A 22,468-nucleotide genomic window follows, 5' to 3' on the forward strand; every position below is an offset into this window, starting at 1 on the left:
TGGGGCTGGCTGTCGGAAACGGAGGATTTTATGTTAAGACAAGCCACCCAAAACCTCATTACCGCCCTTTATCCGAGATTGTCCCATGAGGACGAATTGCAAGGCGAGAGCAATTCCATTTCCAACCAGAAACGGATTTTGGAAGCCTACGCCAAGCAGAACGGCTTTACCAATCTGCGCTGGTACACCGACGACGGCTACTCAGGTGCGAACTTCCAGCGGCCCGGATTTCAAGCCATGCTTGCAGACATTGAAGCCGGGAAAGTCGGCACCGTCATAGTCAAGGACATGAGCAGGCTGGGGCGTAATTACTTGCAGGTGGGATTTTACACGGAAATGCTGTTCCCTCAAAAGGGCGTGCGTTTTATCGCTGTCAATGACAACGTGGACAGCGCAAACGGCGGCATGGACAATGATTTTACCCCTCTGCGGAACTTATTTAACGAATGGCTGGTGAGAGATACGAGCAAGAAAATCAAGGCAGTAAAGAAAGCAAAAGGCATGAGCGGCAAGCCTGTAACCAGCAAGCCAGTCTATGGCTATCTCATGGACAAGGACGAGAACTATATCGTTGACGAGGAAGCCGCCCCGGTTGTCCGGCAGATTTACCAGCTTTGCCTTGCGGGAAATGGCCCGACCAAGATTGCCCGTATGCTGACGGAGCAGCAAATCCCCACGCCGGGGACGCTGGAATACCGCAGGACGGGCAGCACCCGACGCTACCACCCCGGCTATGAGTGCAAGTGGGCGACAAACACCGTCGTCCATCTGCTGGAAAACCGGGAGTACACTGGCTGTCTGGTAAACTTCAAGACGGAGAAGCCCTCTTACAAGGTCAAGCACAGCGTTGAGAACCCCATCGAGAAGCAGGCTATCTTCCCAAATCACCATGAGCCGATTATCGACACGGAAACATGGGAGCGTGTGCAGGAGTTACGCAAGCAGCGAAAACGCCCGAACCGCTATGATGAAGTGGGGCTGTTCTCTGGTATGCTGTTCTGCGCCGACTGCGGCCATGTGCTGTATCAGCAGCGGTATCAGAACAAGAACCGCAAGCAGGACTGTTATATCTGCGGCAGCTACAAGAAGCGTACCCGTGACTGTACGGCACACTTTATCCGCACCGACCTTTTGACGGCGGGCGTGCTTTCCAATCTCCGGCAAGTGACGGAATACGCCGCCAGGCATGAGAGCCGCTTTGTAAAGCTGCTCATCCAGCAGAACGAAATCGGCGGCAAGAGAAAGACCGCCGCAGCCACGAAGCAGCTTGAACAGGCCCAGACACGCATTGCCGAAGTGAACCGCATTATCAAGCGGCTGTATGAGGACAATGTAAGCGGCAAAATCAGCGACGAGCGTTTCATGGAGCTGTCGGCGGACTATGAGCAGGAGCAGCGGGAACTGAAAGACCGGGCTGCCGCTTTGCAGGAGGAACTTTCCAAGTCGCAGGCCGCCACCGTCAACGCCGAGAAATTCATGGGGATTGTGAGAAAGCACCTTGCTTTTGAAGAATTGACCCCCACCCTCTTGCGGGAAATGATTGAGAAAATCGTCGTGCATGAGTGCAGCTATGACGAGAACGGCACCCGCAGGCAGGACATTGAGATTTATTACAGCTTTGTCGGCAAGATAGACTTGCCGGAAGCCTAACGCCTGACCTATCCGACACAGCCCTAAGTGCCGGATAGGAACGGCAAAATTTTTTACACTTCTATTACTTCTTTATCGCACATTAGCAAAAGTCTAAGGGTTCATTTGCGGAAATGTGGAAAGTTTGCTCTTTTTTCTTTTTAAAGCTAAAAAAACTTTACGCATAGTTTTTACCATTTCATTTATCCGTTTACATAACATTTTATAGATGGGCTTTTTCCCAACTTTAAACAAGCTACACCCGGCATTTCTCCACTGTTTCCACCAAGTTTTCAACACTCTCCACAGAGTTTTCCACGTGGTTTATGTAAACCTGTGGAAATACAAGACGTATAAAACCGCATTCCCATGCGGTTTTTTGGAAAATAGTTTTTCTAAAAGAAAGATGTTGCCCTATTTTGTGTGAAAAGCTAGGTGGAAAACTCTGTGGAAATTGGTGAAAGTTGTGTAATTCCTTGCCCAATGGATACGATTATTTTTTATGTTCTTGGGGCGTTTGATTTCTCTTTGCTTGCATGGATTTTCGGATGGATTCCAAAACAGCTTTTCCTTATATCTTCTTAGAATATAGCATTTCTAAAAATGATAAAGCCCCCTCCTATATAAATTAATCCATGAAAGAGTCCGATCCTCGAACAAGTCATTACATGGAAGAACCGCTGCAACAACTGCTAAAACGGACAAAAATTCCCTCTACATCTTTTATCAGGCGCATCATACGCCTTTCGGCGCCTTATTTTCATCCAACAAAAGCTTGTGGCCCGAGAGTGTTTTGTCGTTCTGATGCTGTCAAGGGACCGCCCCTCGCACCGTGTAAGCGAATTTTCCCTGTGAACCGCAAGATGGAATGATAGACAGAATCCCCCGTATGAGTTCAATCATACGGGGATTGCTATTATATGGGCATCATCCTATGGCCCTGTTGCCTCTTGTAGGACGCGTCTTGTTACTATAAACGTACCTTGACTTTGTTGGCATCCAGCCATAAGTATGGGACATCTCGTTGCCTAAACGGTCCAGATAAGAAGTAATGGTCTGACATCCCCATTCAATGCCTTTTATGTTTGTAATAAAGTCCGTCATCCTTCTTCCTTGAAACGGAGGAAAAACCGGCCTTAAACCAATGACTTTCCAACCGTAAAATTTTGGATTCCCATAGAGCCCGGTCCAATTTCATACTCATCAAAACTGATAACCACATTGCCGCTACCATCGATATAAAATTTTTGGTCATCGGTTATCCCCTGGAATCCCTCATCCGGCATATCCGGTGTTGGAACAAAGTAGGGCCACTGTACCGGATCTTCTGCGATACGTTGATCGATGGTTTCTTGGATTGCTTGGTTAGCGATCTCTTTATAGTCCGGTCCCAATACATCTTCCAAGGTGAGATCCTTTCCGGAGGACAGTTCGAGATTGTAGAAGATCTGCTGTGTATAAGCGCTTGCCGCTGTCTCTGTCTTATGAATGACAAAGGACAATATTTTTTCGTTAGAACTCTTGATCTCATAGGTAATATCCAAAATAACCGGCATCCATTCCGTGGGGTCCTGCCCTTGTGCAATCGCTTCCTCCCGATTCTGTTTGGCTTCTTGGCGGGCGTCAGCAACAATGGCGTCTATTTTTTCTTGAATCTCCCTGTTGACGCGTTTCTCCAGTTCTGTATTTCCTGTTCCAGCAATGGATGGTTGATTGACTGTGATCCATTCGGAGTCTGTCTCAATGGAATACGAACGAAATGTCAATACTTTCGCTACATTTCCCAGCACGGGGACCTCAGCCATAGCACTGGCAAAGGTGGAACTGAGATTCAGAAGTGCAACAAATAGGATACACACAGCTGCTGCGGCGGACAAAACTGGTCTGTACCAAGCGATCCTTCGACGAGAGGATGCCCGTACAAACGCCTGATCTATAACATTTGGAAGCTGCTCCGGAATTTCCATGGATTCATAAACTTTTTTCGCCTTTTCAAAATTTGTCATCATTGGTATCCTCCTAAACATATATATAAAAGTTTGTTCCTACGGCATTCCCGGGTGACCGTAGACCAAGCTCAGAGCTATCATGGTTTTTATAGGACACTATGTTGTGACCACCTCCCCTTGAAGGTCGACCTTTAAAAGCTTGAGTGCTTTATATAAACGCGACTTCACCGTACTGAGCGGTGCTCCAGTGATAGCCGCAATATCTTCCAGCTTCATATCCTCAAAAAAGCGTAAAATCACAATGGTTCGCAATATGGGCTCCAGGCCCTGAACCGCACGATAAAGATCTACATTCTGTGCGACATCCTGTTCCTCTGCGGCTGGGCAGGTGGATTCCGTATATTCTTCGAGGGAGACAACCTTTTTTCCTCGCAAGTAAGTAAGGGCCTGATTTACCAGAATCCGATAGAACCATGTCTTCATATAAGCGGGATTTCGAAGCGTATGCAGCTTTTCTATCCCCTTGACGACTGCATCCTGCACCACATCCAATGCCGCATCACTGTTTTTGGTATAACTATAAGCCAGGCGATAAAAAGCCTGCTGATTCTGTGTGATATACTCCCGAAAATCCTGGGTTGTTGCCATAATCCAGCCCCACCAATCTGTTCTATATTTCTTATTCTGTCTATTAGACGCTTCCCAGCCCAAAAAAGTTGATACAAATGTGAAAAGCTGTCTATGGAGAAAACCTCCGACCACTTTTTGAATCCTGTATTCTCCCCTCCCATTCCCCAGGGGTAATGGCAATTCCTGTGGGTCCCGCTTCATCATGAGGCTTTCCATCTTCTTTTTTGTTTCCGGAGTTGGATGTACCCAACTAAATCTGTATTCATTGCGGGAGGGTATAAGCAAGGAGCTGCCTTAAAAGAAAGGCAACTCCTTCGTTAATCCATTATGGTTCCTGAGCGAATGGTTTTTGTATCCAAATCCCGCCGCCCCTGGCCGTGTTTCGCTCTACCAATTGGGATCGTGCTCCATCCTATCTTTTATATTCTCACTCACATAAGGATCCTGTGCGGGGTAGTTTTTGCATCCATATTCGAGATAATTTCCAGAGAATTCCATACTACTATATTGGTTATATTTATCCAGTCATCCCTTCGAATGAATGCCTCGACCCATTCACTTACACCTTCTCGTACAGCTTTTCTCTCTAATCGATTCAGTAACGTATTCTTTATCAATTGCTTCGTGGATTGTTCCATATTGGATGCTCTTTGTCGCTTTAATATTTGATAAAACAGTATCCGTTGGCTTAATAGCAACAAGGATGCCCTACCTTTGCGGCGACTGTCCCTATAAAAACGTTCATTAGCTTAATGGCGATAGGGGCCCCGCCTTTTGTGGCCGTCGTTTTACCACTTCTATTCCTATTACAAATATCCGTTCGTTTAATAGCGATAGGGGCCCCGCCTTTTGTGGCTGTCGCTTTACCACTTCTATCCCTATTACAAATATCCGTTCGTTTAATAGCGATAGGGATACCCCGCCTTTTGCGGTGGCTGTCCCTGTTAAAAATATTGATTTCGATATATTGAGATGTTTGTTCCTGAAACAATTTGCCAAATCAACATGGCATTCTTCCAAAAACGCCTACATTATAATATTGTATTCCTCTGTTTATTTCGAAGTGGGGCCGTAACCAAATGGCGCTCGATTACGCCTCCGCCAGCCTGCACAGAAGGATTCCTTCCCGGTGCCGCTTTATAAGCATAAAGAGTTCACTGAAATATCTTTTGTTTCTAACCGAAACATAAAACCGAATGGGATCTTATAAAGAGAAAAAGCCCCCGGCAAACGGGACGCTAAAAGGCGGTATGAACCGCCTTCCCGGACGCTTTGCGGCCGGAGCCAGCACGCCGCAGCGTGCTGGCAAGCGTCCCGCCCATCTGCGGGAGCTTTGAACATTTTTTATATTACTCTCTCAATCAGGCTTGCCGGACTATCTGGCAACCCGATTGTCCAATTATTTGCAGGCCTCATATACGGCAACTGCACATGCCACAGTCGCACCAACCATCGGGTTGTTGCCCATTCCGATCAAGCCCATCATCTCGACGTGCGCCGGAACAGAAGAAGAACCTGCGAACTGTGCATCGCCATGCATACGGCCCATAGAGTCGGTCAAGCCATAGGAAGCCGGGCCAGCCGCCATATTGTCCGGATGCAGGGTACGGCCTGTGCCGCCGCCGGAAGCAACGGAGAAATACGGACGGTTATTCTCGATTGCCCATTTCTTATAAGTACCAGCAACCAAATGCTGGAAGCGGGTCGGGTTGGTGGAGTTACCGGTGATGGAGACGTCCACACCCTCCTTCTTCATAATCGCAACACCTTCGAGGACGTCATTTGCGCCGTAGCACTTGACTGCCGCACGCTCGCCCTCGGAGAATGCCTTTTCCTCCACAACGGTCAACTCGTCGTTGAAGAAGTCGTAATCGGTCTTCACATAGGTGAAACCATTGATTCTGGAAATGATGTATGCAGCATCCTTGCCCAAGCCATTCAGGATAATGCGGAGCGGCTCTTTACGGGCACGGTTTGCCGTCTTGGCAATGCCGATTGCACCTTCTGCCGCAGCAAAAGACTCGTGACCCGCGAGGAATGCAAAGCACTTGGTTTCGTCGCGGAGCAACCGTGCGCCCAAGTTGCCGTGGCCCAGACCAACCTTACGGTTCTCTGCAACAGAACCCGGGATGCAGAATGCCTGCAAGCCAATGCCGATTGACTCTGCAGCATCTGCGGCGGAAGCGCAACCCTTCTTCAGAGCAACTGCGCAACCCAATGTATACGCCCAGCTGGCGTTCTCAAACGCAATGGGCTGTACACCCTTGACAATTTTATCCACATCGATTCCTTTGCTCAGGCAAAGGTCGCGCGCATCTTCGAGGCTGGCAAGGCCATACTCGGCAAGGCACTTTTCGATTTTGGGCATTCTTCTTTCTTTACCTTCAAACTTGACATCGTTAGCCATGTAAGTTGTCCTCCTTTATTCTGCTTTCTTCAGCGATCCCCCAGTTGGGATACGCCTGATTTGGAAAGTTCGGTATGTTCCCTGCCGAATTATTCTTCACGCGGATCGATGTACTTCGCCGCGCCGTCAAAGCGGCCATATTGGCCGATATTCTGCTCATAAGCAGTCTTCGGGTCCACACCGTGGCGGATATCTTCCATCATCTTGCCAAGTTTGACAAACTGATAGCCGATGACCTCATTGTTTTCGTCCAGAGCGGTCTTGAGAACATAGCCTTCGGCCATCTCCATGTAGCGGACGCCCTTTGCACCCGTGCTGAACATAGTGCCAACCTGGGAACGCAGGCCCTTGCCCAAGTCTTCCAGGCTTGCGCCGATCGGCAAACCATCCTCGGAGAACGCGGTCTGGCTGCGGCCATAGGCCAGCTGCTTAAAGATCTCGCGCATTGCGACGTTGATTGCATCGCAAACGAGGTCGGTATTCAAGCACTCCAACAGAGTCTTACCCGGGAGAATTTCTGCTGCCATAGCGGCAGAATGGGTCATGCCGGAGCAGCCCAGGGTTTCCACCAAAGCCTCCTGCACAATGCCATCTTTTACATTCAGGGTCAATTTGCAAGCGCCCTGCTGCGGTGCACACCAGCCCACACCATGGGACAGGCCGGAGATGTCTTTGATCTCGTAGGCTTTTACCCACTTGCCCTCCTCCGGGATGGGTGCGGGACCGTGATGGGGACCTTTGGCTACAGGACACATGTTTTCCACTTCATGGGAATAATTCATATCGGTACTCCTTTCGGTTTCAAGTTTCCTTGGTTTAACCACCATACATATTGATTATAGGCCATTTTCCGAATTTTAGCAAGAGTTTGTCCAGGCAAAATTATAGGAAATCCCTCTCGATTTTCCTTGCTTTTCGGGAAACTCTGGAAAGTGGACAGCCTGCTTTTTATACAGTGTCTTTCGATCAAAAACAATTGTACCGTTCTGGTAAGCACAGGCCATAGGTAAAGACCTCTCAATGTAGGAAATTCTCCTTTCCAATCAGCTGTAACAGAGTTCTTGCCAAAACAAGTTCATTGAGAGGGGCTGATTCTCTCACTGGCCGCCATTGGATCCGTGAGAGAATCAGCTGAATCAAACTTATTTCAAACGAACACAATACCAATAAAATATACCATCTCAAATATCCACTGGAAATCCACCGTCAGAAACGATTCGACCTGTTTGTTCATGTACCCCAGGATAAAGCAGAATCCAAGCAATCGCTCTATCGATGGAACCGCTCAAAGGGTTCTGCCAGGTCAAGAGGGGTTCCTTCTATATTGTGTAGGGAAAACCGTACCAAAAGGCTGCTCGGAAGACGCCCAAAATTGCAAAGAGCATATCTTGCCTTCCTCTTTTCCGATTTTTGCGCAAATTGTTTGGTTTTCTCTTGGCAGATTCATAATTAATTTACATTTATCTTATTGACAATCGGGCAAAGTAATGATAAATTAATAACTAGAGTTAGCACTCGATCTAAAAGAGTGCTAAAACTAAAACCTAAATAAAAGAGGTGGGAAGGTTGGAACTCAGCGAACGGAAGAAAAAAATCCTGGCAGCAGTCGTCGAATTGTATGTTTCTACCGGCGAGCCAGTCGGTTCAAAGGCGCTTTGTGACAACCTAGACTTTGCGGTCTCTTCTGCCACTGTTCGCAATGAAATGAGCGATTTGGCCGAAATGGGACTTTTGGACCAACCGCACACCTCGGCGGGCAGAGTGCCCACACAGATGGGGTATCGAGTTTATATCGACACCCTGATGAAAAGAAAGCCCGTCACCCGCGAGGAGAAGCGTTTCCTGGACAGCCAGCTGCTCTCCAGCGCCTATGACCCGGAAAAGTTGCTGGACGGCGTCTCCAGAGTTCTGGCAGCCGCTACGCGGTTTGCCGCAGTGTCAACTACGCCGAGCGGGCGTGGCGCCAATATCCGCGCGATTCAGTTCGTACAGACGAGTCGCCGGACAGCGATGGTTATTTTGATGACCTCTGCTGGGACCATGAAAACGCGCGTATTCCATTGCGATTTTGATCTGTCCCAAGAAATCTTACGGTGTTTTTCCGGGTGTTTAATGAGCGGTTGGCTGGAATGCCCGTTTCAGAGGTAACGCCCGCCTTTATTCAAAATATGGCGGCCTCGATGGGAGAAATGGCGATCCTGATGTCCTCTGCGTTCATGGCTGTTCTCGATGTCGCTCGGGATTCCATGCAGGCGGAAATCTGTATGGAGGGACAGACGAATCTCCTTTTTTATCCAGAACTTTCCCTTACGGCGCGCCGGATGATGGATTTTTTGGCACGGGCAGATGAATTGAACCGTCTGTTGGAACAGCGGAGCAAGAGTGTGAAGGTACTGATCGGCGATGAGACCGGCCGGCCGGAATTGAAAGATTCCAGTGTGGTGATCTCCCGCTATACCGTTGGAGGCAAAGATGCTGGTGCGCTGGCGATCATCGGTCCCATGCGCATGAATTATGCCAAGGTGATCTCCCACATGGAGTATCTATCCGATGCAGTGGGAAAAATGCTTACCGAATTGATGGATTATAATGCTTAATCATGATAGAGCGCAAAAGGCGCAATTTAAAACGAAGGAGGGTCCGGGCAGTTGAATACGGAGGAAAAGAATCCGCAGACAGAGGCCGGAACTGAACCGCAGGCGAGCGCGGAACCGGAGGCTTCCGAACAAGCGGAAAAGGCAGACAAAAAGGACAAAGGAGGCTTTGGCGGCAAAAAGGCCAAAGCAGAGAAAGAAGCGATGCAGAAAAAGCTTGAAGAAGCAGAGGAGGCCCTGAAAAAGCAAAAAGATCAATTTTTGCGCACCGCAGCGGAATATGACAATTTCCGCAAGCGGACCGAGCGTGAAAAAGCGGCGATTTATTCCGACGCGACAGCCGCAGCGGTGCTGGAATTTCTGCCGGTGGCAGACAATCTGGAGCGCGCGCTCGAGCAACAGGAGTGCAGTGTCGAAGATCTGCGCAAGGGCGTTGAAATGGTCCAGACACAGCTGAAAAGGGCACTGGAAAAGCTAGGCGTGGCCGAGATGGGCGTCGCAGGGGAGGCGTTCAACCCGGAGTTACACAATGCTGTATCGCACATCGATGACGAGAGCGCAGCGGAAAATGTGGTCGCACAGGTTTATCAGAAGGGATATAAGATCGGCGACAAAGTCGTCCGGCATGCAACGGTCGTGGTTGCAAACTGAGCGGTTCGCCATCCCGCAATCCCCTTTCCAAATATAAATTACTGACGAAAACAACCGAATCAAAACTGGAGGTATAGATTATGAGTAAGACAATTGGTATTGACCTTGGTACAACAAATTCCTGCGTAGCCGTAATTGAGGGCGGCGAGCCGGTCGTAATTGCCAACGCAGAAGGGGCGCGTACAACGCCGTCCGTAGTGGCATTCTCCAAAACTGGCGAGCGCATGGTGGGTCAGGTGGCAAAGCGCCAAGCGATCACGAATCCAGACCGCACCATTTCTTCCATCAAGAGAGAGATGGGTTCCAACTATAAAGTGGCTATCGACGACAAGAGCTACACCCCGCAGGAAATTTCTGCAATGATTTTGCAAAAGCTGAAGGCAGATGCAGAGGCCTATCTGGGCGAAACGGTCACCTCTGCGGTTATCACTGTTCCGGCATACTTCACCGACGCACAGCGTCAGGCTACAAAAGATGCCGGCAAGATTGCCGGTCTTGATGTAAAGCGCATTATCAATGAACCGACCGCAGCTGCTCTGTCCTATGGCATCGACAAGGGCGAAGAGCAGAAGATCATGGTGTATGACCTCGGCGGCGGTACATTCGACGTTTCCATCATCGAGATGGGCGACGGTGTTCAGGAGGTTCTTGCAACTGCTGGCAACAACCGCTTGGGCGGCGACGATTTTGATAAGCGCATCATCGATTGGATGGTCAGCTCCTTTAAACAGGAGAGCGGAATTGATCTCTCCGGCGACAAGATGGCGATGCAGAGACTGAAGGAAGCGGCAGAAAAGGCAAAGATCGAACTGTCCGGCATGACTTCGAGCCAAATCAACCTGCCGTTTATCACCGCCGATGCCACCGGTCCAAAGCATCTCGATATGACGTTGACCCGCGCAAAGTTCAATGAACTGACCGCTGACCTCGTAGAAAAGACCATTGGCCCGGTTCGTCAGGCTATGCAGGATGCCGGTTTGCAGTTCAGCCAGATCAGCAAGGTTCTGCTCGTCGGCGGTTCTTCCAGAATCCCGGCTGTTCAGGAAGAGGTTAAGAAGCTGACTGGCAAGGAGCCGTTCAAGGGCATCAACCCGGATGAATGCGTTGCCATTGGCGCTGCATTGCAGGCAGGCGTGCTCGGCGGCGAAGTCGAAGGCTTGTTGTTGCTGGATGTCACGCCCCTGTCCCTCGGCGTTGAGACCATGGGCGGCGTCATGACGAAGGTAATCGAGCGCAATACCACCATCCCGACTAAGAAGAGCCAGATCTTCTCCACGGCTGCGGATGGCCAGACACAGGTCGAAGTCAACGTACTGCAGGGTGAACGTGAATTCGCGCGCGATAACAAGCAGTTGGGGCTGTTCAAGTTGGACGGCATTGCACCCGCACCGCGCGGCATCCCCCAGATCGAGGTCACGTTCGACATCGATGCAAACGGCATCGTCAACGTTTCTGCAAAGGACCTTGCAACCGGCAAAGAGCAGCACATCACGATTTCTTCCAGTTCCAATATGAGCAAGGACGACATCGACAAGGCTGTCAAGGATGCGGAAAAGTATGCCGCAGAGGATAAAAAGCGCCGCGAAGAGGTCGATACAAAGAACGAGGCGGAGAATCTCTGCTACTCGGTCGAAAAACTGATAAAGGACAGCGGCGATAAGATGGACGCCTCTGACAAGAGCGACCTGGAAGCAAAGTCCAATGCGCTGAAGCAGGCGGTTTCCGGCAATGATGTCGCGGATATCAAGAGCCGTACAGAAGAACTGCAAAAAGCTTTGTATGCCGTTTCCGAAAAGCTGTATAAGGCAGCTGCACCGCAAGGCGGCCAGCCGGCAGATAATGCGGGGGCCCCGGCGCAGGATACAAACGGCAATCCGGTCTATGACGCAGAGTACAAGGACGTCGATGACAACAACAATAAATAAACTTTCGGGCGTACTGCATGGCAGTATTCGTTCCTGATAAACGATGGTAAGGCTGTTGTGGGTGTGGATGATACCCACAACAGCTTTCACCCGTAAAATGGCGAAGTGGATTTTCTCTAAAAGTGATTTACAACAGGCGGAAAACCTGATAGGATAGAGAACGCGGCTGTGCCGCATAAAAATGAGAGTTCGCGTGGGCAAAGATTTCCAGACAGAGCTGAGGCGGCTTGCGCATTTGTAGGAGTGATAGGTGTGGCCGATAAAAGGGATTTTTATGAAGTGATGGGTGTGCCAAAGAACGCCACCGAAGACGAAATAAAAAAAGCCTACCGCAAATTGGCAAAAAAATATCACCCGGATCTCAATCCGGGGGACAAAGAGGCGGAGGCAAAATTTAAAGAAGTCAATGAGGCGTATGAGGTACTCTCGGACAAAGATAAAAGGGCCCGGTACGACCAGTTCGGCCATGCCGGGGTGGACCCCAACTTCGGTGGCGGTGCAGGCGGCAGCCCGTTCACCGGCGACATCGACTTGGGGGATATTTTCAACAGCTTTTTTGGCGGCTTTGGCGGCGGCGCGCGCCGCGCCAATCCAAATGCGCCGCGCCGCGGCAGCGATACGGAGGGAGTCGTCAACATCAGCTTCGAGGAAGCTGCAAAAGGTTGTAAAAAAACCATATCCTTCAACAAAATTGAGTCGTGTCCGGACTGCGGCGGCACAGGCGCCGCGAAGGGAACCAGTCCAGCATCCTGCCCTCAGTGTGGCGGCTCGGGACAAGTACGTATCAACCAGCGTACGCCGTTTGGCGTGGTACAGACCGCGCGGACCTGTGACCGCTGCGGCGGTACTGGCCGCGTGATCGAATCTCCCTGCCACACTTGCAACGGCAGCGGACGCGTGCGCAAACAAAAGACGATTGAGATCAACATCCCTGCCGGTGTTGACAATGACCAGATGCTCAATGTTTCCGGACAAGGCAATGCAGGTGCAAACGGCGGCCCTAGCGGCGATTTACATGTCTATGTAAATGTGCGGCCGCATCCGATCTTTGAGCGCCGCGGGGACGATGTATGGTGTGAAATGCCGATCACATTTACGCAAGCGGCACTCGGTGCTGAGGTAACCGTACCGACCATTGACGGACGTGTAAGTTACCAAGTGCGTGAGGGCACACAACCCGGGGATGTGTTTAAACTCAAAGGAAAGGGAATCCCCCATATCAACGGCAGGGGCCGGGGAGATCAATATGTCCGGATGACCATCGAAGTCCCCAAAAATCTCTCTCAAAAGCAGAAGCAACTTTTACAAGAATTTGATAGCTGCGCGGAAGAGAAAAACTACCAAAAACGCAAAGGCTTTTTCGACAAAATTAAAGAGATGTTCGACGATAAAAAAGCATAACCGGACCAGGACAGGGCCTCTTTGTCCCCTGTCCTGGTTTTGTTCTATTCAAGAGGATGGATAAAAGAGTCGCTCCTACAAGGATTGATTCCAAGTAAATGCATCGGCTTTCCATTGTTTCCTTTCCTCAGCAGGCAGATTCTTTGATTAAAGAGTGTACCGCTCTTCCAAAGTATTGGATTCTTCTCAAAATAGTGAGACCACAGCAAGGGATCGTACTCACCAGAACCATGGAGAAAAGAGGTCCATATGGATACAGAGTTTATAAATTTAACATCCGAAAACCTATTACACGAGCATTTGTGCTGTATCATTCGCAGCAGGAAGCCCCATCCGGGGGTGGAAGCAAAGAGACAATGGCTTTCAGACCGGCTTCCAGAGGGTCATGTCTTTCGGAAGTTGAACGAAAAGGCAACCGTCTTTATCGAATATGCGCCTCTCGAAACCGCTTGGGTTCCTGTAGTTGGCGACAACTACTATTACCTATATTGCTTGTGGGTTTCTGGCAACTACAAAGGAAAAGGGTATGGGAAGGCGCTGATGGAGTATTGTTTCGCGGATGCCAAAGAGAAGGGAAAATCCGGCATTTGTATGCTTGGCGCAAAAAGGCAAAAGCCCTGGCTTTCCGATCAAGCATTTGCAAAAGAATTTGGCTTTGAGTGCGTTGATACGGCCGATCCAGGCTATGAACTGCTTGCGTGTTCTTTTGATGGAACAACACCGCGATTCGCCCCAAATGCAAAAATTGGGAAAATTGCAAATCAGGAATTAACCATTTACTATGATATGCAGTGTCCCTATATCCATCAAAGCGTGGAGACCATTCGGCAGTACTGCGCAGCGAATGACGTACCTGTATCGTTTATTCAGGTCGATACATTACAAAAAGCAAAGGAATTGCCCTGTGTATTCAATAATTGGGCCGTGTTTTATAAAGGAAATTTCGAGACCGTGAACCTGCTGGACGTAGCCTATTTAAAGAGAATCCTCAAGAAGTAAACAGACGGTTTGGCGGTTCCCCAAGAAAGCAAGGCGTCTGATAAAATCGGTACAGAGGGAAACCCTAAATTGTCTAAAAAAGGCCCTGCATCCAGTGTTCTACACCGGATGCAGGGCCTTTTCTTCTCTTCCACTTTCCATCATCCAAAAGATTTAAAAATCTCAGGATGAACGAATGATCCGCTGTATAACAGGCGATATGCCCATTTTCCAATCGCCAAAGGGTGTATCATTGGCCTGAACAATCAAACAAGCATCCGAAATTACCGCCAAAAGGACTCCCTCAATTGGAACGCTCTCCTTTTAAAGTTCCCATACAAAAAGGACATACGCCAACAACAGAATATTCTATTTGTATTATTATATATAATATTACGATTCGTATAAAATCTTTGCAAGCAGAGCATTCGAAACTAAAAAACCTTTTCGGGTAAATCGGAACCCTCCCGGCCAACATTCTGTCAGACCTGCATGTGCATAGTTCTGCGCACTGCGTTTCCAATGCGTTGGGAGGGAAATTCCAAAGCGTGCGCTGTATTTTTGATCCTGCAATCCCTCTGTTAATCGGAGTGCCAACATGGCGTATTCTTTCGGACTCCCCGCAGGTATCTCGGCGTCTACGTCCTCTATGGGCGGCTGTCCAGCTAAAAATGCGCGAAGATCGCGCGTTTCATAAAAACGCCTTCCACTTAGAAAGGAGTGTGCTGCAGGGCCAAGTCCCAGATATTCTTCACAATGCCAATATTTCAGATTGTGACGGCTCTCAAAGCCCGGCTTGGCAAAATTGGAGATTTCGTATTGTCTTAAACCATGCCGCTCCAATTCGTCACAGACCGCTTCATACAGAGTACATGCCTCTTCTTCGTCCGGCAATTGCAGCTGCTCTCTGCGCTGATAAAAGGCCGTGTTTGGCTCAATTTTCAGGAGGTAGGCCGACACATGCGGCACTCCTAACTCGGCACAAACGGCCGCCGAACGCTTGGCGCTTTCCACCGTTTGGCCAGGGATACCAAGCATTAGATCCAGGGAAAGGTTGTCGATGCCTACTCTACGCGCAGTCTCTACAGCCTGTACCACCTGTGCAAACGTGTGCCGCCTGCCCAAGAGCTTGAGTTCCCGGTCATCCGCCGACTGCATCCCGATCGATAGGCGATTGCCCCCCTCTGCCCGAAAGCCCTGTAAAAAATCGTCCAGGTCGATACCGGGATTGACCTCTGCGGTTATCTCCGCATCCTGTAAGCCAAAGGAAATTTTCGCTTGTTTTATCAGACGCGCTATCCGGGTTCCCCTCAATAAACTGGGCGTGCCTCCCCCAAAATAGAGAGTGTCCGCCAAACGGCCTAATTTAAACGAATTGTATTGCATTCTTTTAATCATACAATCCGTATATAAATTTAACCATTCCTCAGAGGCATGTATGGAATAGAAATCACAATAGGGACATTTCTTTTCACAAAACGGCACATGCAAATACAGCCCAATCTTACTCATCCAGTTTCAGCACACTCATAAACGCTTCCTGCGGGACCTCGACGGTTCCCAGCTGGCGCATGCGCTTCTTACCTTCCTTCTGCTTCTCGAGCAGCTTCTTCTTCTGCTAATGTCGCCGCCATAACATTTCGCCAAAACATCCTTGCGCAACGCTTTGACCGTTTCACGGGCAATAATCCGTCCCCCACGCAAGCTTGAATCGGTACTTCGAAGAGCTGGCGCGGAATTTTTTCGCGCAGCTTTTCTGCCATTTGCGTGCACGGGGATATGCCTTGTCCGCATGAATGATAAACGACAATGCATCCACGACTTCGCCATTGAGCATGATGTCCAGTTTGACTAGGTTGCTCTTTTGGTAACCGGCCAGCTCATAGTCAAAGCTGGCATAACCGCGCGTACGCGATTTCAGCGCGTCGAAAAAGTCGTAAATGATCTCATTGAGAGGCAACTCATAGTGAATATCGACACGGTCTGTGTCAATATAATTCATGTCCTTAAAAATACCGCGGCGTTCCTGACAAAGATCCATAATATTGCCCACGTATTCCTTCGGTGTATAAATGTGGGCATTGGTGATCGGTTCCTCCGCCTGCGCTATCAACGATGGGTCCGGATAATTGGTCGGGTTGTCGATCGCGATCATCTCTCCGTCCGTCTTTGTGATATGGTAGACAACGCTTGGCGCAGTCGTAATAATGTCCAAATTGTATTCCCGTTCCAGGCGCTCCTGGATGATCTCCATATGCAAAAGCCCCAAAAAACCACAGCGGAATCCAAAGCCCAGCGCGATGGAGGTCTCTGGCTCAAAGGAGAGCGCCGCGTCATTGAGCTGCAATTTCTCCAGCGCATCCCGCAGATCCGGATATTTTGCTCCATCCGCGGGATAGATCCCACAGAACACCATGGGCTGTACTGCACGGTATCCCGGCAGTGGCTCCTTTGCCGGATTGTCCGCCCGGGTAATGGTGTCCCCGACACGCGCTTCACGGACCGCCTTGATCGATGCCGCAATATAACCAACCTCGCCTGCGCGCAGACAGTCCATCGGTTCAAAACTGGTGGCGCGCATGTAGCCGCATTCCACTACCGTAAACTCACTGCCTACACTCATCATACGGATGGTATCGCCGGGGTGAACCGTCCCATCCTTGATGCGTACATGCGCGATGACGCCCTTATAGGCATCGTAGTAGGAATCGAAGATCAATGCGCGCAGAGGGGCGTCTTCCTCGCCCTCGGGCGGTGGAACCTGTTTGACGATTTGTTCCATCACCGCGCCGATATTGGTCCCCATCTTTGCCGAAATACAAGGAGCCTCATCCGCTGGAATACCGATCACGTCCTCAATCTCCTGCCGCACATGTTCTGGCTGGGCACTCGGTAAATCGATCTTATTGATAACTGGCACAATCTCCAATCCCGCATCCACTGCCAAATAGGTGTTGGCCAGAGTCTGGGCCTCAATCCCCTGTGAGGCATCCACCACCAAGACCGCTCCTTCACATGCTGCCAGAGAGCGCGATACCTCATAGTTAAAGTCCACATGACCAGGCGTATCGATCAGATTGAACACATAGTCCTGATCGTCCTTTGCGTGATATACCAATGTAACTGCATGGGCTTTGATCGTGATTCCACGCTCTCTCTCCAAGTCCATGTCGTCCAAAATCTGATCTTCCATGTCGCGCAGCGCGACTGATTTCGTCTGCTCCAATATGCGATCCGCCAACGTACTCTTACCGTGATCGATGTGGGCAATAATACTAAAATTGCGGATTCGTTCGCGTGGTATTGACAAATGAATCACCCGTTTCCATTTCCTATTAAAATACACGGATAGATTATATCACAGCAACAGCCGAACTTCCAGCACAAGGTATAACCGCAGCTGCTAAATTTTCCTTAACAACGAAAAGGACTTATCTTCCAAACAGGCTTACACGTATACAATTGAGCGTATAGGACATTCCATGCTCACGATAGCAGCGAAGAACCCCTTTCATTTTGCGCAGTATTTTCGATTTATAGCAGTGATACGGTTATCTTTCTTCGCCTAGCGCTCCAAAATTTTGCCTGAACAATCCGTAGGACTATCATTCACACAAATATTTCCATATTTACTACTGTCTGATTAACGACACTATCCAAACATTCTGATACATATTGCCCTACATTGTAAACTGGAATGATGATCGGCCCTTTGGAAAACGTTCTATTCTGTCGTTGCTCCTTAACTCTTCCTACTCTTGCGCCAATTCAGGTCTTTGTTACAGCCTTCTTTGATAAAATATCATAACACACAAATCCTTTTCATGACAATCACCTGTTTCTTTATTCATTTGACCGTTCAAAAATCCATGTATAATGGATTCGCTTTCATGAAAAGTATTCGAAACAAAAGACCAATGATTACAGATGCATTTTCGAAACATCTTAAGATGCGACAATATCAAACTCTGCATAATATATTTCGCCGCCAAACGTATTTCCATAGCGATAGTGCCCCGGCGAAAGGGCATCTTCCCCATAGGAATCCACCGGATGAATCCGGTGTTCGCTGCGGGAGTGAGGGCTTGCCAATATTCCGATGTCATGCCAGGCAGCATCCGGTAAATAGTCCAGCTTCTCCCATCGGCCATTGTCTGTCTGACGTTCCAGCCAATAGTTCTCCCCATATCCGACTTCCTTTTCCGTCCCATTATTGATGATGATTACAATTTCCTTCGGGGCGGGCAGAATTGTTCCTTCCTGCACAGAAAGCGAAAAGCCATCTGTAACCATCTCCTCCTCTTCAGAAGAAGGCTGTACCAAGGATGTGGATGTTTCAATTCGATGAGAAACCGTTTCCGGTCCTTGCAGAGAAGTTGTCGTGCAGCCAATCAGTGCTGCACAGGCCCCTAACAAAACCGCGGTGCATATCGCCTTTTTCATACAGCGTCCCTCCCTTTCCATTTATAAGGAATACCACCGGTACAAAGAAAATTTTTCAAAAGCTATTCCCCGGTCACTCTCATTGATTTCAAAACGTTCCATGCCGTACGCTTTAGCCTTTTTTCTAGGCAGCAATCCAATCACATTTTGCATAAAATGGCAGCCCTTTCCTCATACTAATCCATGAGGTGAAACATATGGAATATGTTTGGGCATTCGTTGTCGGCGGAGCGATCTGCGTCGTCGGTCAGCTGTTAATCGATTACACCAAGCTGACTCCAGCCCGTATTTTGGTCCTATTTGTTACGCTTGGGGTTGTTCTGGGTGGGCTTGGCCTCTATGAGCCTTTGGTCGATTTTGCAGGTGCAGGCGCTACAGTTCCCCTGACGGGATTTGGCTACAATATGGCAAAGGGAACCCTGGAAGCAATCCGGGAAAAAGGATTCCTGGGTATATTTACCGGTGGACTGACGGCGGGAGCAGCGGGGATTGCCGCCGCAGTATTCTTTGGCTATCTCGCCGCGATATTTTCAAAACCCGGAGATAAGAGCTAATCGCTATGTCCGATATGGGAAATATGCTTACCGTGGCCTTCGCATCCTACAGGGACGCTTTATCGGCATGTTATTGTACAAACTTCTGAAGCATATCTATGAAAAAACACGCCGTGACATTGAACGGTGGCGGGAATTCCGGAGAAGACACAAAAATAAAACGGGCAGGTAGCATACCTGCCCGTATCCTTTCCCGTCCATACGGAAGAAAATCTCCGTCCTCACTGAATGGAGCAATCCAAATAGTGCTCAAGCTCCTCTTCGTCCTTCCGCTTCTTTTCAAAAAAGAGGACAACAGCCACAGCAGCAGCGGCTACAGCTGCAAGAGCAGAAACAATTGTAATAAAAACAGCAAAGTTATTTCCTTTTTTCAATGCGAGCACCTCCATTTGTAAATACAAGCCCGGCAGGCCGGGGAACGCCGCCGCGGCGAGGAGCTTGTTGATACAACCAAATTGTTATCTATATGATAACCGTTTTCCTACAAAAAGTCAAATGAAATTCCCCTTGGAAATGATTTCCCATGCAATATGAGAAAAAGCAGAGCATATGCTCTGCTTTCAGCTTTTCCTCGCGTATTCGACTTAAGCCTGCGCACCGTTCAGCTTGCGAACGAGAGCGGACTTCTTTCTCGCAGCTGCGTTCTTATGCAGAATGCCCTTTGCAGCCGCCTGATCGATCTTCTTCACCGCAACACGGACGGCCTCAGCCTTATTTTCCGCACCGGTCTCTACTGCAAGGTTTGCTTTTTTGATCTCCGTCTTCAGGCTGGAGTTGAATGCTTTATTGATAAGCGTCTTTGTAGCAGTCACCTTCACGCGCTTCTTAGCAGATTTAATATTCGGCATAGTTCCACCTCCTTTGGTGCTGTCATGTAGTTTTTATTCTACCATTAAGGTTCCAAAAAATCAAGCTTTTTCTGAAAAAGCAGCGCCTTTCTACGAAATCACAAAAGGGAGAAATGTATATGGAATACCGTACCGACCTTGCGCTGGAATATACGGAGCCAGCAAGCCAGCGGGTAGAGAAAAAGAAGAATTGTACAATTACACGCATACGAGAAAACGGCGCGGAATATATCACGTTGGAGGTCCCTGCCATCTCGGATCATATCGACAGTGGGGACGAACTTCTGCACCAACTGCGCGATGAACTCCGTGCACTTCTGCCAGAAAAAGGGCTTGTTTTGGTGGCAGGTCTTGGCAATCGAGCGATCACCCCGGATGCTTTGGGACCGCAAACCGCAGAACAGGTTCTTGCAACGCGACACATCCGGGGAGAGATTGCACGGGTCACGGGGCTGGACGGCTTGCGCCCCGTCGCAGTGGTCAGCACAGGGGTGTTGGGCTGTACAGGAGTCGAAACCCGCGAGCTTCTGTCCGCGTTGGCCCGAGAATTTCAGCCTGCCGCTGTGATCGCAGTCGATGCATTGGCAGCGCGCAGCTTAGGCCGCCTGGGATGTACCATACAGCTCAGTACCAGTGGCATCTCCCCCGGCTCCGGAGTCAATAACGCCCGTCCCCAGCTCAGCCGGGAAACGCTCGGCGTCCCAGTCGTTGGAATTGGCGTTCCTACTGTGGTGGACGCCGGCACACTTGCCGCTGATCTGCTTGGATACGCCGCTCCTAAAGATAAGGTTGCTCCGCGCGGTGCAAATATGGTGGTTACTCCGCGCGAGATCGATTTGCTCATTGCCCGCGCTGCACGCATGGTCGCCATGGCCATCAATACCGCCTTAAACCCCTCGCTTTCTGTTGAGGAATTCTCCATCCTGGCCAGCTAACCCCATAAAGTTCTCCAAACTGGGGGACGCCATTCACGCCCACTCTCGCTTCTTCTCCAATTGTGCTTTTTTCAAGATGTCCCATTTTTCCACAGGTCTGTATTTCTATGGACCTGCATACACATTAAGAAGCACGGCTACGGTTTTTGTACGTCAAAAGCAGGGCCGAATCGGTTGAATGGCGGGGGAATGCAAAACATGAAAAATTGGCGACAATATGGACGGATGCTTTGTTCTGCAGCGCTTGCCGCTGTGGCAGTATTCTGTACGGCAGCCCGCCTGCCGGAACTGCACGCGGGGGATGCCGCGCTCGCAGCGGCGGGATTCATCCTTCCGGGTGGTGCAGCAGAAGCGTTTCGCACAGACTTTTCCGAGGATACCGTCGCCAGCACACCGGCTGTCTCGTCCTCCCAGGCCCCAATCTCTTCTAGTGAACCAGCCAGTTCTTCCAGCACACCGTCTTCCTCCTCCGTTTCCTCAGGTACCGTCAGTGAAACAATCACTGGAAATGTCAAAGAGTTGAGTATCAGCAATTCCGGCATTCAATACGAAAACATGTGGGTCAAAAATACCAATCAAAATCACGATATCGACATTGGCGCTGAATTAGCCAAGGAACCAGCGGTTAAAATGAAAAAGGACGGAACCATCCAAATCCTTATTTACCACACACATACAACCGAGGCGTTCGCGGGTTCTTCCCGCACACAGGACAACTCTCAAAATGTGGTGGCAGTAGGTGAGGAAATCAAAAAACAGCTGGAAGCTGCTGGCTTCGGCGTGGTTCATGACACCACCTGTCATGATTACCCCAGTTATAACGGTGCTTACGACCGCTCTGGCGAAACCATCCAACGAAATCTGGAAAAATATCCAGACATCCAGGTCACATTGGATGTTCACCGCGATGCCATGGGAACGCAGGATGGCATCCGTCTGAAACCCACCGCGATGATCCAGGGGAAGAAAGCTGCCCAAATCATGATTATTTCAGGTTGTGACGATGACGGAACTCTGGGATTCCCCGACTGGGAGTACAATCTTCGCTTAGGAGTCCGCGTTCAAAAAAGCCTCTCCGATCTATACCCAGGGTTGGCGCGCCCCCTCAGCTTCTGCCCCCGTAAATACAACGAGCACATGACAAAAGGCTCTTTACTGGTGGAGTTTGGCACAGAAGTCAATACACTGGAAGAGGTAAAGTACTCCGGGCAGCTCTTCGGAAAAGCCCTGGCAGAAACATTGAACCAACTTACGTAACCCTCGGAAAGGAACAGGACGTATCATGAAACGGAATACAAATGCACGGATCTTTGCCGTCTCATTCTACAGCACGCTTTGTATCTTAGTTTTGGCGATCGGTATTCTGGAAGTGGATTATTATTCGCGTCAGACTGGGTTTGGCGACGACCAAACACTGATTCATACGCTGACCGGATGGGATTTGCACCTCTAGGCAGATTGTTCATAAAAAATTAACCGCTGTATGTAGGCCAGCCGGGCTGGTTCGGTTGCTTTCTCTTCGAA

21 protein-coding genes and 2 pseudogenes are annotated in these 22,468 nt (G+C 49.4%); 11 read left to right on the top strand and 12 right to left on the bottom strand.

The window, feature by feature from the left end:
- Positions 1-30 precede the first annotated feature (30 nt).
- Positions 31-1,650: a recombinase family protein gene (locus ACGCCZ_RS14305; protein ID WP_000945966.1), complete on the top strand. Its 1,620-nt coding sequence runs from the start codon at positions 31-33 to the stop codon at positions 1,648-1,650.
- 1,115 nt (positions 1,651-2,765) lie between these two features.
- Here the strand turns inward: ACGCCZ_RS14305 and ACGCCZ_RS14310 are convergent.
- Together ACGCCZ_RS14310 and ACGCCZ_RS14315 are read right to left on the bottom strand one after the other, a co-directional pair.
- The gene (locus ACGCCZ_RS14310) at positions 2,766-3,638 is read right to left on the bottom strand and encodes a DUF3298 and DUF4163 domain-containing protein (protein WP_054323780.1); all 873 of its coding nucleotides are present in this window, start codon (positions 3,636-3,638) and stop codon (positions 2,766-2,768) included.
- A gap of 96 nt (positions 3,639-3,734) precedes the next feature.
- On the bottom strand, positions 3,735-4,226 hold the full coding sequence (locus ACGCCZ_RS14315) for a sigma-70 family RNA polymerase sigma factor (RefSeq protein ID WP_054323781.1): 492 nt from the start codon (positions 4,224-4,226) through the stop codon (positions 3,735-3,737).
- Positions 4,227-5,404: 1,178 nt separating this feature from the next.
- On the opposite strand from ACGCCZ_RS14315, the gene ACGCCZ_RS14320 reads away from it, so the two are divergent.
- Entirely contained in the window at positions 5,405-5,545 is a 141-nt protein-coding gene (locus tag ACGCCZ_RS14320; protein WP_411656369.1) for a hypothetical protein, read from the top strand.
- 62 nt (positions 5,546-5,607) lie between these two features.
- Here the strand turns inward: ACGCCZ_RS14320 and ACGCCZ_RS14325 are convergent, their stop codons facing one another.
- The 3 genes from ACGCCZ_RS14325 to ACGCCZ_RS14335 form a co-directional block, all read right to left on the bottom strand.
- Positions 5,608-6,615: a GGGtGRT protein gene (locus tag ACGCCZ_RS14325; RefSeq protein WP_054323783.1), complete on the bottom strand. Its 1,008-nt coding sequence runs from the start codon at positions 6,613-6,615 to the stop codon at positions 5,608-5,610.
- 89 nt (positions 6,616-6,704) lie between these two features.
- Entirely contained in the window at positions 6,705-7,397 is a 693-nt protein-coding gene (locus ACGCCZ_RS14330; RefSeq protein WP_054323784.1) for an iron-sulfur cluster assembly scaffold protein, read from the bottom strand.
- Positions 7,398-7,796: 399 nt separating this feature from the next.
- Positions 7,797-7,922 (bottom strand): hypothetical protein, encoded by a 126-nt coding sequence (locus tag ACGCCZ_RS14335; protein ID WP_411656370.1) that lies wholly within the window; start codon positions 7,920-7,922, stop codon positions 7,797-7,799.
- Positions 7,923-8,172: 250 nt separating this feature from the next.
- On the opposite strand from ACGCCZ_RS14335, the pseudogene hrcA reads away from it, so the two are divergent.
- The 5 genes and pseudogenes from hrcA to ACGCCZ_RS14360 all read left to right on the top strand — a co-directional run bounded on the left by hrcA (position 8,173) and on the right by ACGCCZ_RS14360 (position 14,185).
- Positions 8,173-9,212, top strand: a pseudogene (hrcA, locus tag ACGCCZ_RS14340) (heat-inducible transcriptional repressor HrcA).
- Positions 9,213-9,263: 51 nt separating this feature from the next.
- The gene (gene grpE, locus ACGCCZ_RS14345; protein ID WP_054323785.1) at positions 9,264-9,860 is read left to right on the top strand and encodes a nucleotide exchange factor GrpE; all 597 of its coding nucleotides are present in this window, start codon (positions 9,264-9,266) and stop codon (positions 9,858-9,860) included.
- Between the two features lie 80 nt (positions 9,861-9,940).
- On the top strand, positions 9,941-11,785 hold the full coding sequence (dnaK, locus tag ACGCCZ_RS14350) for a molecular chaperone DnaK (RefSeq protein WP_054323786.1): 1,845 nt from the start codon (positions 9,941-9,943) through the stop codon (positions 11,783-11,785).
- A 252-nt stretch (positions 11,786-12,037) separates the two neighbouring features.
- On the top strand, positions 12,038-13,186 hold the full coding sequence (dnaJ, locus tag ACGCCZ_RS14355) for a molecular chaperone DnaJ (RefSeq protein ID WP_411656371.1): 1,149 nt from the start codon (positions 12,038-12,040) through the stop codon (positions 13,184-13,186).
- A 249-nt stretch (positions 13,187-13,435) separates the two neighbouring features.
- Positions 13,436-14,185 carry a GNAT family N-acetyltransferase gene (locus tag ACGCCZ_RS14360; RefSeq protein ID WP_054323787.1) on the top strand — a complete coding sequence of 250 codons (750 nt, stop codon included), beginning with the start codon at positions 13,436-13,438 and terminating at the stop codon, positions 14,183-14,185.
- A gap of 372 nt (positions 14,186-14,557) precedes the next feature.
- Here ACGCCZ_RS14360 and hemW read toward each other — a convergent pair whose 3' ends face one another.
- From hemW to ACGCCZ_RS14385, 5 genes and pseudogenes are all read right to left on the bottom strand, one after another.
- Entirely contained in the window at positions 14,558-15,676 is a 1,119-nt protein-coding gene (hemW, locus tag ACGCCZ_RS14365) for a radical SAM family heme chaperone HemW (RefSeq protein WP_411656372.1), read from the bottom strand.
- Positions 15,669-15,958: pseudogene (locus tag ACGCCZ_RS14370) on the bottom strand (hypothetical protein). Before ACGCCZ_RS14370 ends, hemW begins: the two are co-directional and overlap by 8 nt.
- Positions 15,840-17,510, bottom strand: coding sequence for a translation elongation factor 4 (gene lepA / locus ACGCCZ_RS14375; protein WP_411656373.1), 1,671 nt, complete (start codon positions 17,508-17,510; stop codon positions 15,840-15,842). The pseudogene ACGCCZ_RS14370 and the gene lepA overlap by 119 nt, the downstream one beginning before the upstream one ends.
- A 263-nt stretch (positions 17,511-17,773) precedes the next feature.
- A complete protein-coding gene (locus ACGCCZ_RS14380; RefSeq protein ID WP_152918340.1) occupies positions 17,774-17,932 on the bottom strand; it encodes a glycosyltransferase in 159 nt (52 codons plus the stop codon).
- A 177-nt stretch (positions 17,933-18,109) separates the two neighbouring features.
- Positions 18,110-18,607, bottom strand: a complete 498-nt coding sequence (locus ACGCCZ_RS14385) for an immunoglobulin-like domain-containing protein (protein ID WP_054323788.1) — start codon at positions 18,605-18,607, stop codon at positions 18,110-18,112.
- A 197-nt stretch (positions 18,608-18,804) separates the two neighbouring features.
- Here ACGCCZ_RS14385 and spoVAE point away from each other — a divergent pair, with 197 nt between their 5' ends.
- Entirely contained in the window at positions 18,805-19,161 is a 357-nt protein-coding gene (gene spoVAE, locus ACGCCZ_RS14390) for a stage V sporulation protein AE (protein ID WP_054323789.1), read from the top strand.
- A gap of 221 nt (positions 19,162-19,382) precedes the next feature.
- Here spoVAE and ACGCCZ_RS14395 read toward each other — a convergent pair whose 3' ends face one another.
- The gene (locus ACGCCZ_RS14395; protein WP_162838196.1) at positions 19,383-19,535 is read right to left on the bottom strand and encodes a hypothetical protein; all 153 of its coding nucleotides are present in this window, start codon (positions 19,533-19,535) and stop codon (positions 19,383-19,385) included.
- A gap of 210 nt (positions 19,536-19,745) precedes the next feature.
- Positions 19,746-20,009: a 30S ribosomal protein S20 gene (gene rpsT / locus ACGCCZ_RS14400; protein WP_054323790.1), complete on the bottom strand. Its 264-nt coding sequence runs from the start codon at positions 20,007-20,009 to the stop codon at positions 19,746-19,748.
- A 119-nt stretch (positions 20,010-20,128) separates the two neighbouring features.
- Here rpsT and gpr point away from each other — a divergent pair, with 119 nt between their 5' ends.
- From gpr to ACGCCZ_RS14415, 3 genes are all read left to right on the top strand, one after another.
- A complete protein-coding gene (gene gpr, locus ACGCCZ_RS14405) occupies positions 20,129-20,944 on the top strand; it encodes a GPR endopeptidase (protein WP_054323791.1) in 816 nt (271 codons plus the stop codon).
- A 198-nt stretch (positions 20,945-21,142) separates the two neighbouring features.
- Positions 21,143-22,201 (top strand): stage II sporulation protein P, encoded by a 1,059-nt coding sequence (gene spoIIP, locus ACGCCZ_RS14410; protein WP_242967175.1) that lies wholly within the window; start codon positions 21,143-21,145, stop codon positions 22,199-22,201.
- A gap of 25 nt (positions 22,202-22,226) precedes the next feature.
- On the top strand, positions 22,227-22,397 hold the full coding sequence (locus ACGCCZ_RS14415; RefSeq protein WP_153802345.1) for a hypothetical protein: 171 nt from the start codon (positions 22,227-22,229) through the stop codon (positions 22,395-22,397).
- Positions 22,398-22,468: the final 71 nt, after the last annotated feature.

The sequence above is a fragment of the Anaeromassilibacillus sp. SJQ-1 genome, assembly GCF_046693725.1.
Lineage (GTDB): Bacteria > Bacillota > Clostridia > Oscillospirales > Acutalibacteraceae > Anaeromassilibacillus.

Coding starts and splice junctions, on each gene's coding strand:
- ACGCCZ_RS14305 (WP_000945966.1), top strand. CDS start 31: ATGTTAAGACAAGCCACCCAAAACCTCATTACCGCCCTTTATCCGAGA.
- ACGCCZ_RS14310 (WP_054323780.1), bottom strand. CDS start 3,638: ATGATGACAAATTTTGAAAAGGCGAAAAAAGTTTATGAATCCATGGAA.
- ACGCCZ_RS14315 (WP_054323781.1), bottom strand. CDS start 4,226: ATGGCAACAACCCAGGATTTTCGGGAGTATATCACACAGAATCAGCAG.
- ACGCCZ_RS14320 (WP_411656369.1), top strand. CDS start 5,405: ATGGGATCTTATAAAGAGAAAAAGCCCCCGGCAAACGGGACGCTAAAA.
- ACGCCZ_RS14325 (WP_054323783.1), bottom strand. CDS start 6,615: ATGGCTAACGATGTCAAGTTTGAAGGTAAAGAAAGAAGAATGCCCAAA.
- ACGCCZ_RS14330 (WP_054323784.1), bottom strand. CDS start 7,397: ATGAATTATTCCCATGAAGTGGAAAACATGTGTCCTGTAGCCAAAGGT.
- dnaK (WP_054323786.1), top strand. CDS start 9,941: ATGAGTAAGACAATTGGTATTGACCTTGGTACAACAAATTCCTGCGTA.
- ACGCCZ_RS14360 (WP_054323787.1), top strand. CDS start 13,436: ATGGATACAGAGTTTATAAATTTAACATCCGAAAACCTATTACACGAG.
- hemW (WP_411656372.1), bottom strand. CDS start 15,676: ATGAGTAAGATTGGGCTGTATTTGCATGTGCCGTTTTGTGAAAAGAAA.
- ACGCCZ_RS14385 (WP_054323788.1), bottom strand. CDS start 18,607: ATGAAAAAGGCGATATGCACCGCGGTTTTGTTAGGGGCCTGTGCAGCA.
- spoVAE (WP_054323789.1), top strand. CDS start 18,805: ATGGAATATGTTTGGGCATTCGTTGTCGGCGGAGCGATCTGCGTCGTC.
- rpsT (WP_054323790.1), bottom strand. CDS start 20,009: ATGCCGAATATTAAATCTGCTAAGAAGCGCGTGAAGGTGACTGCTACA.
- gpr (WP_054323791.1), top strand. CDS start 20,129: ATGGAATACCGTACCGACCTTGCGCTGGAATATACGGAGCCAGCAAGC.
- spoIIP (WP_242967175.1), top strand. CDS start 21,143: ATGAAAAATTGGCGACAATATGGACGGATGCTTTGTTCTGCAGCGCTT.
- ACGCCZ_RS14415 (WP_153802345.1), top strand. CDS start 22,227: ATGAAACGGAATACAAATGCACGGATCTTTGCCGTCTCATTCTACAGC.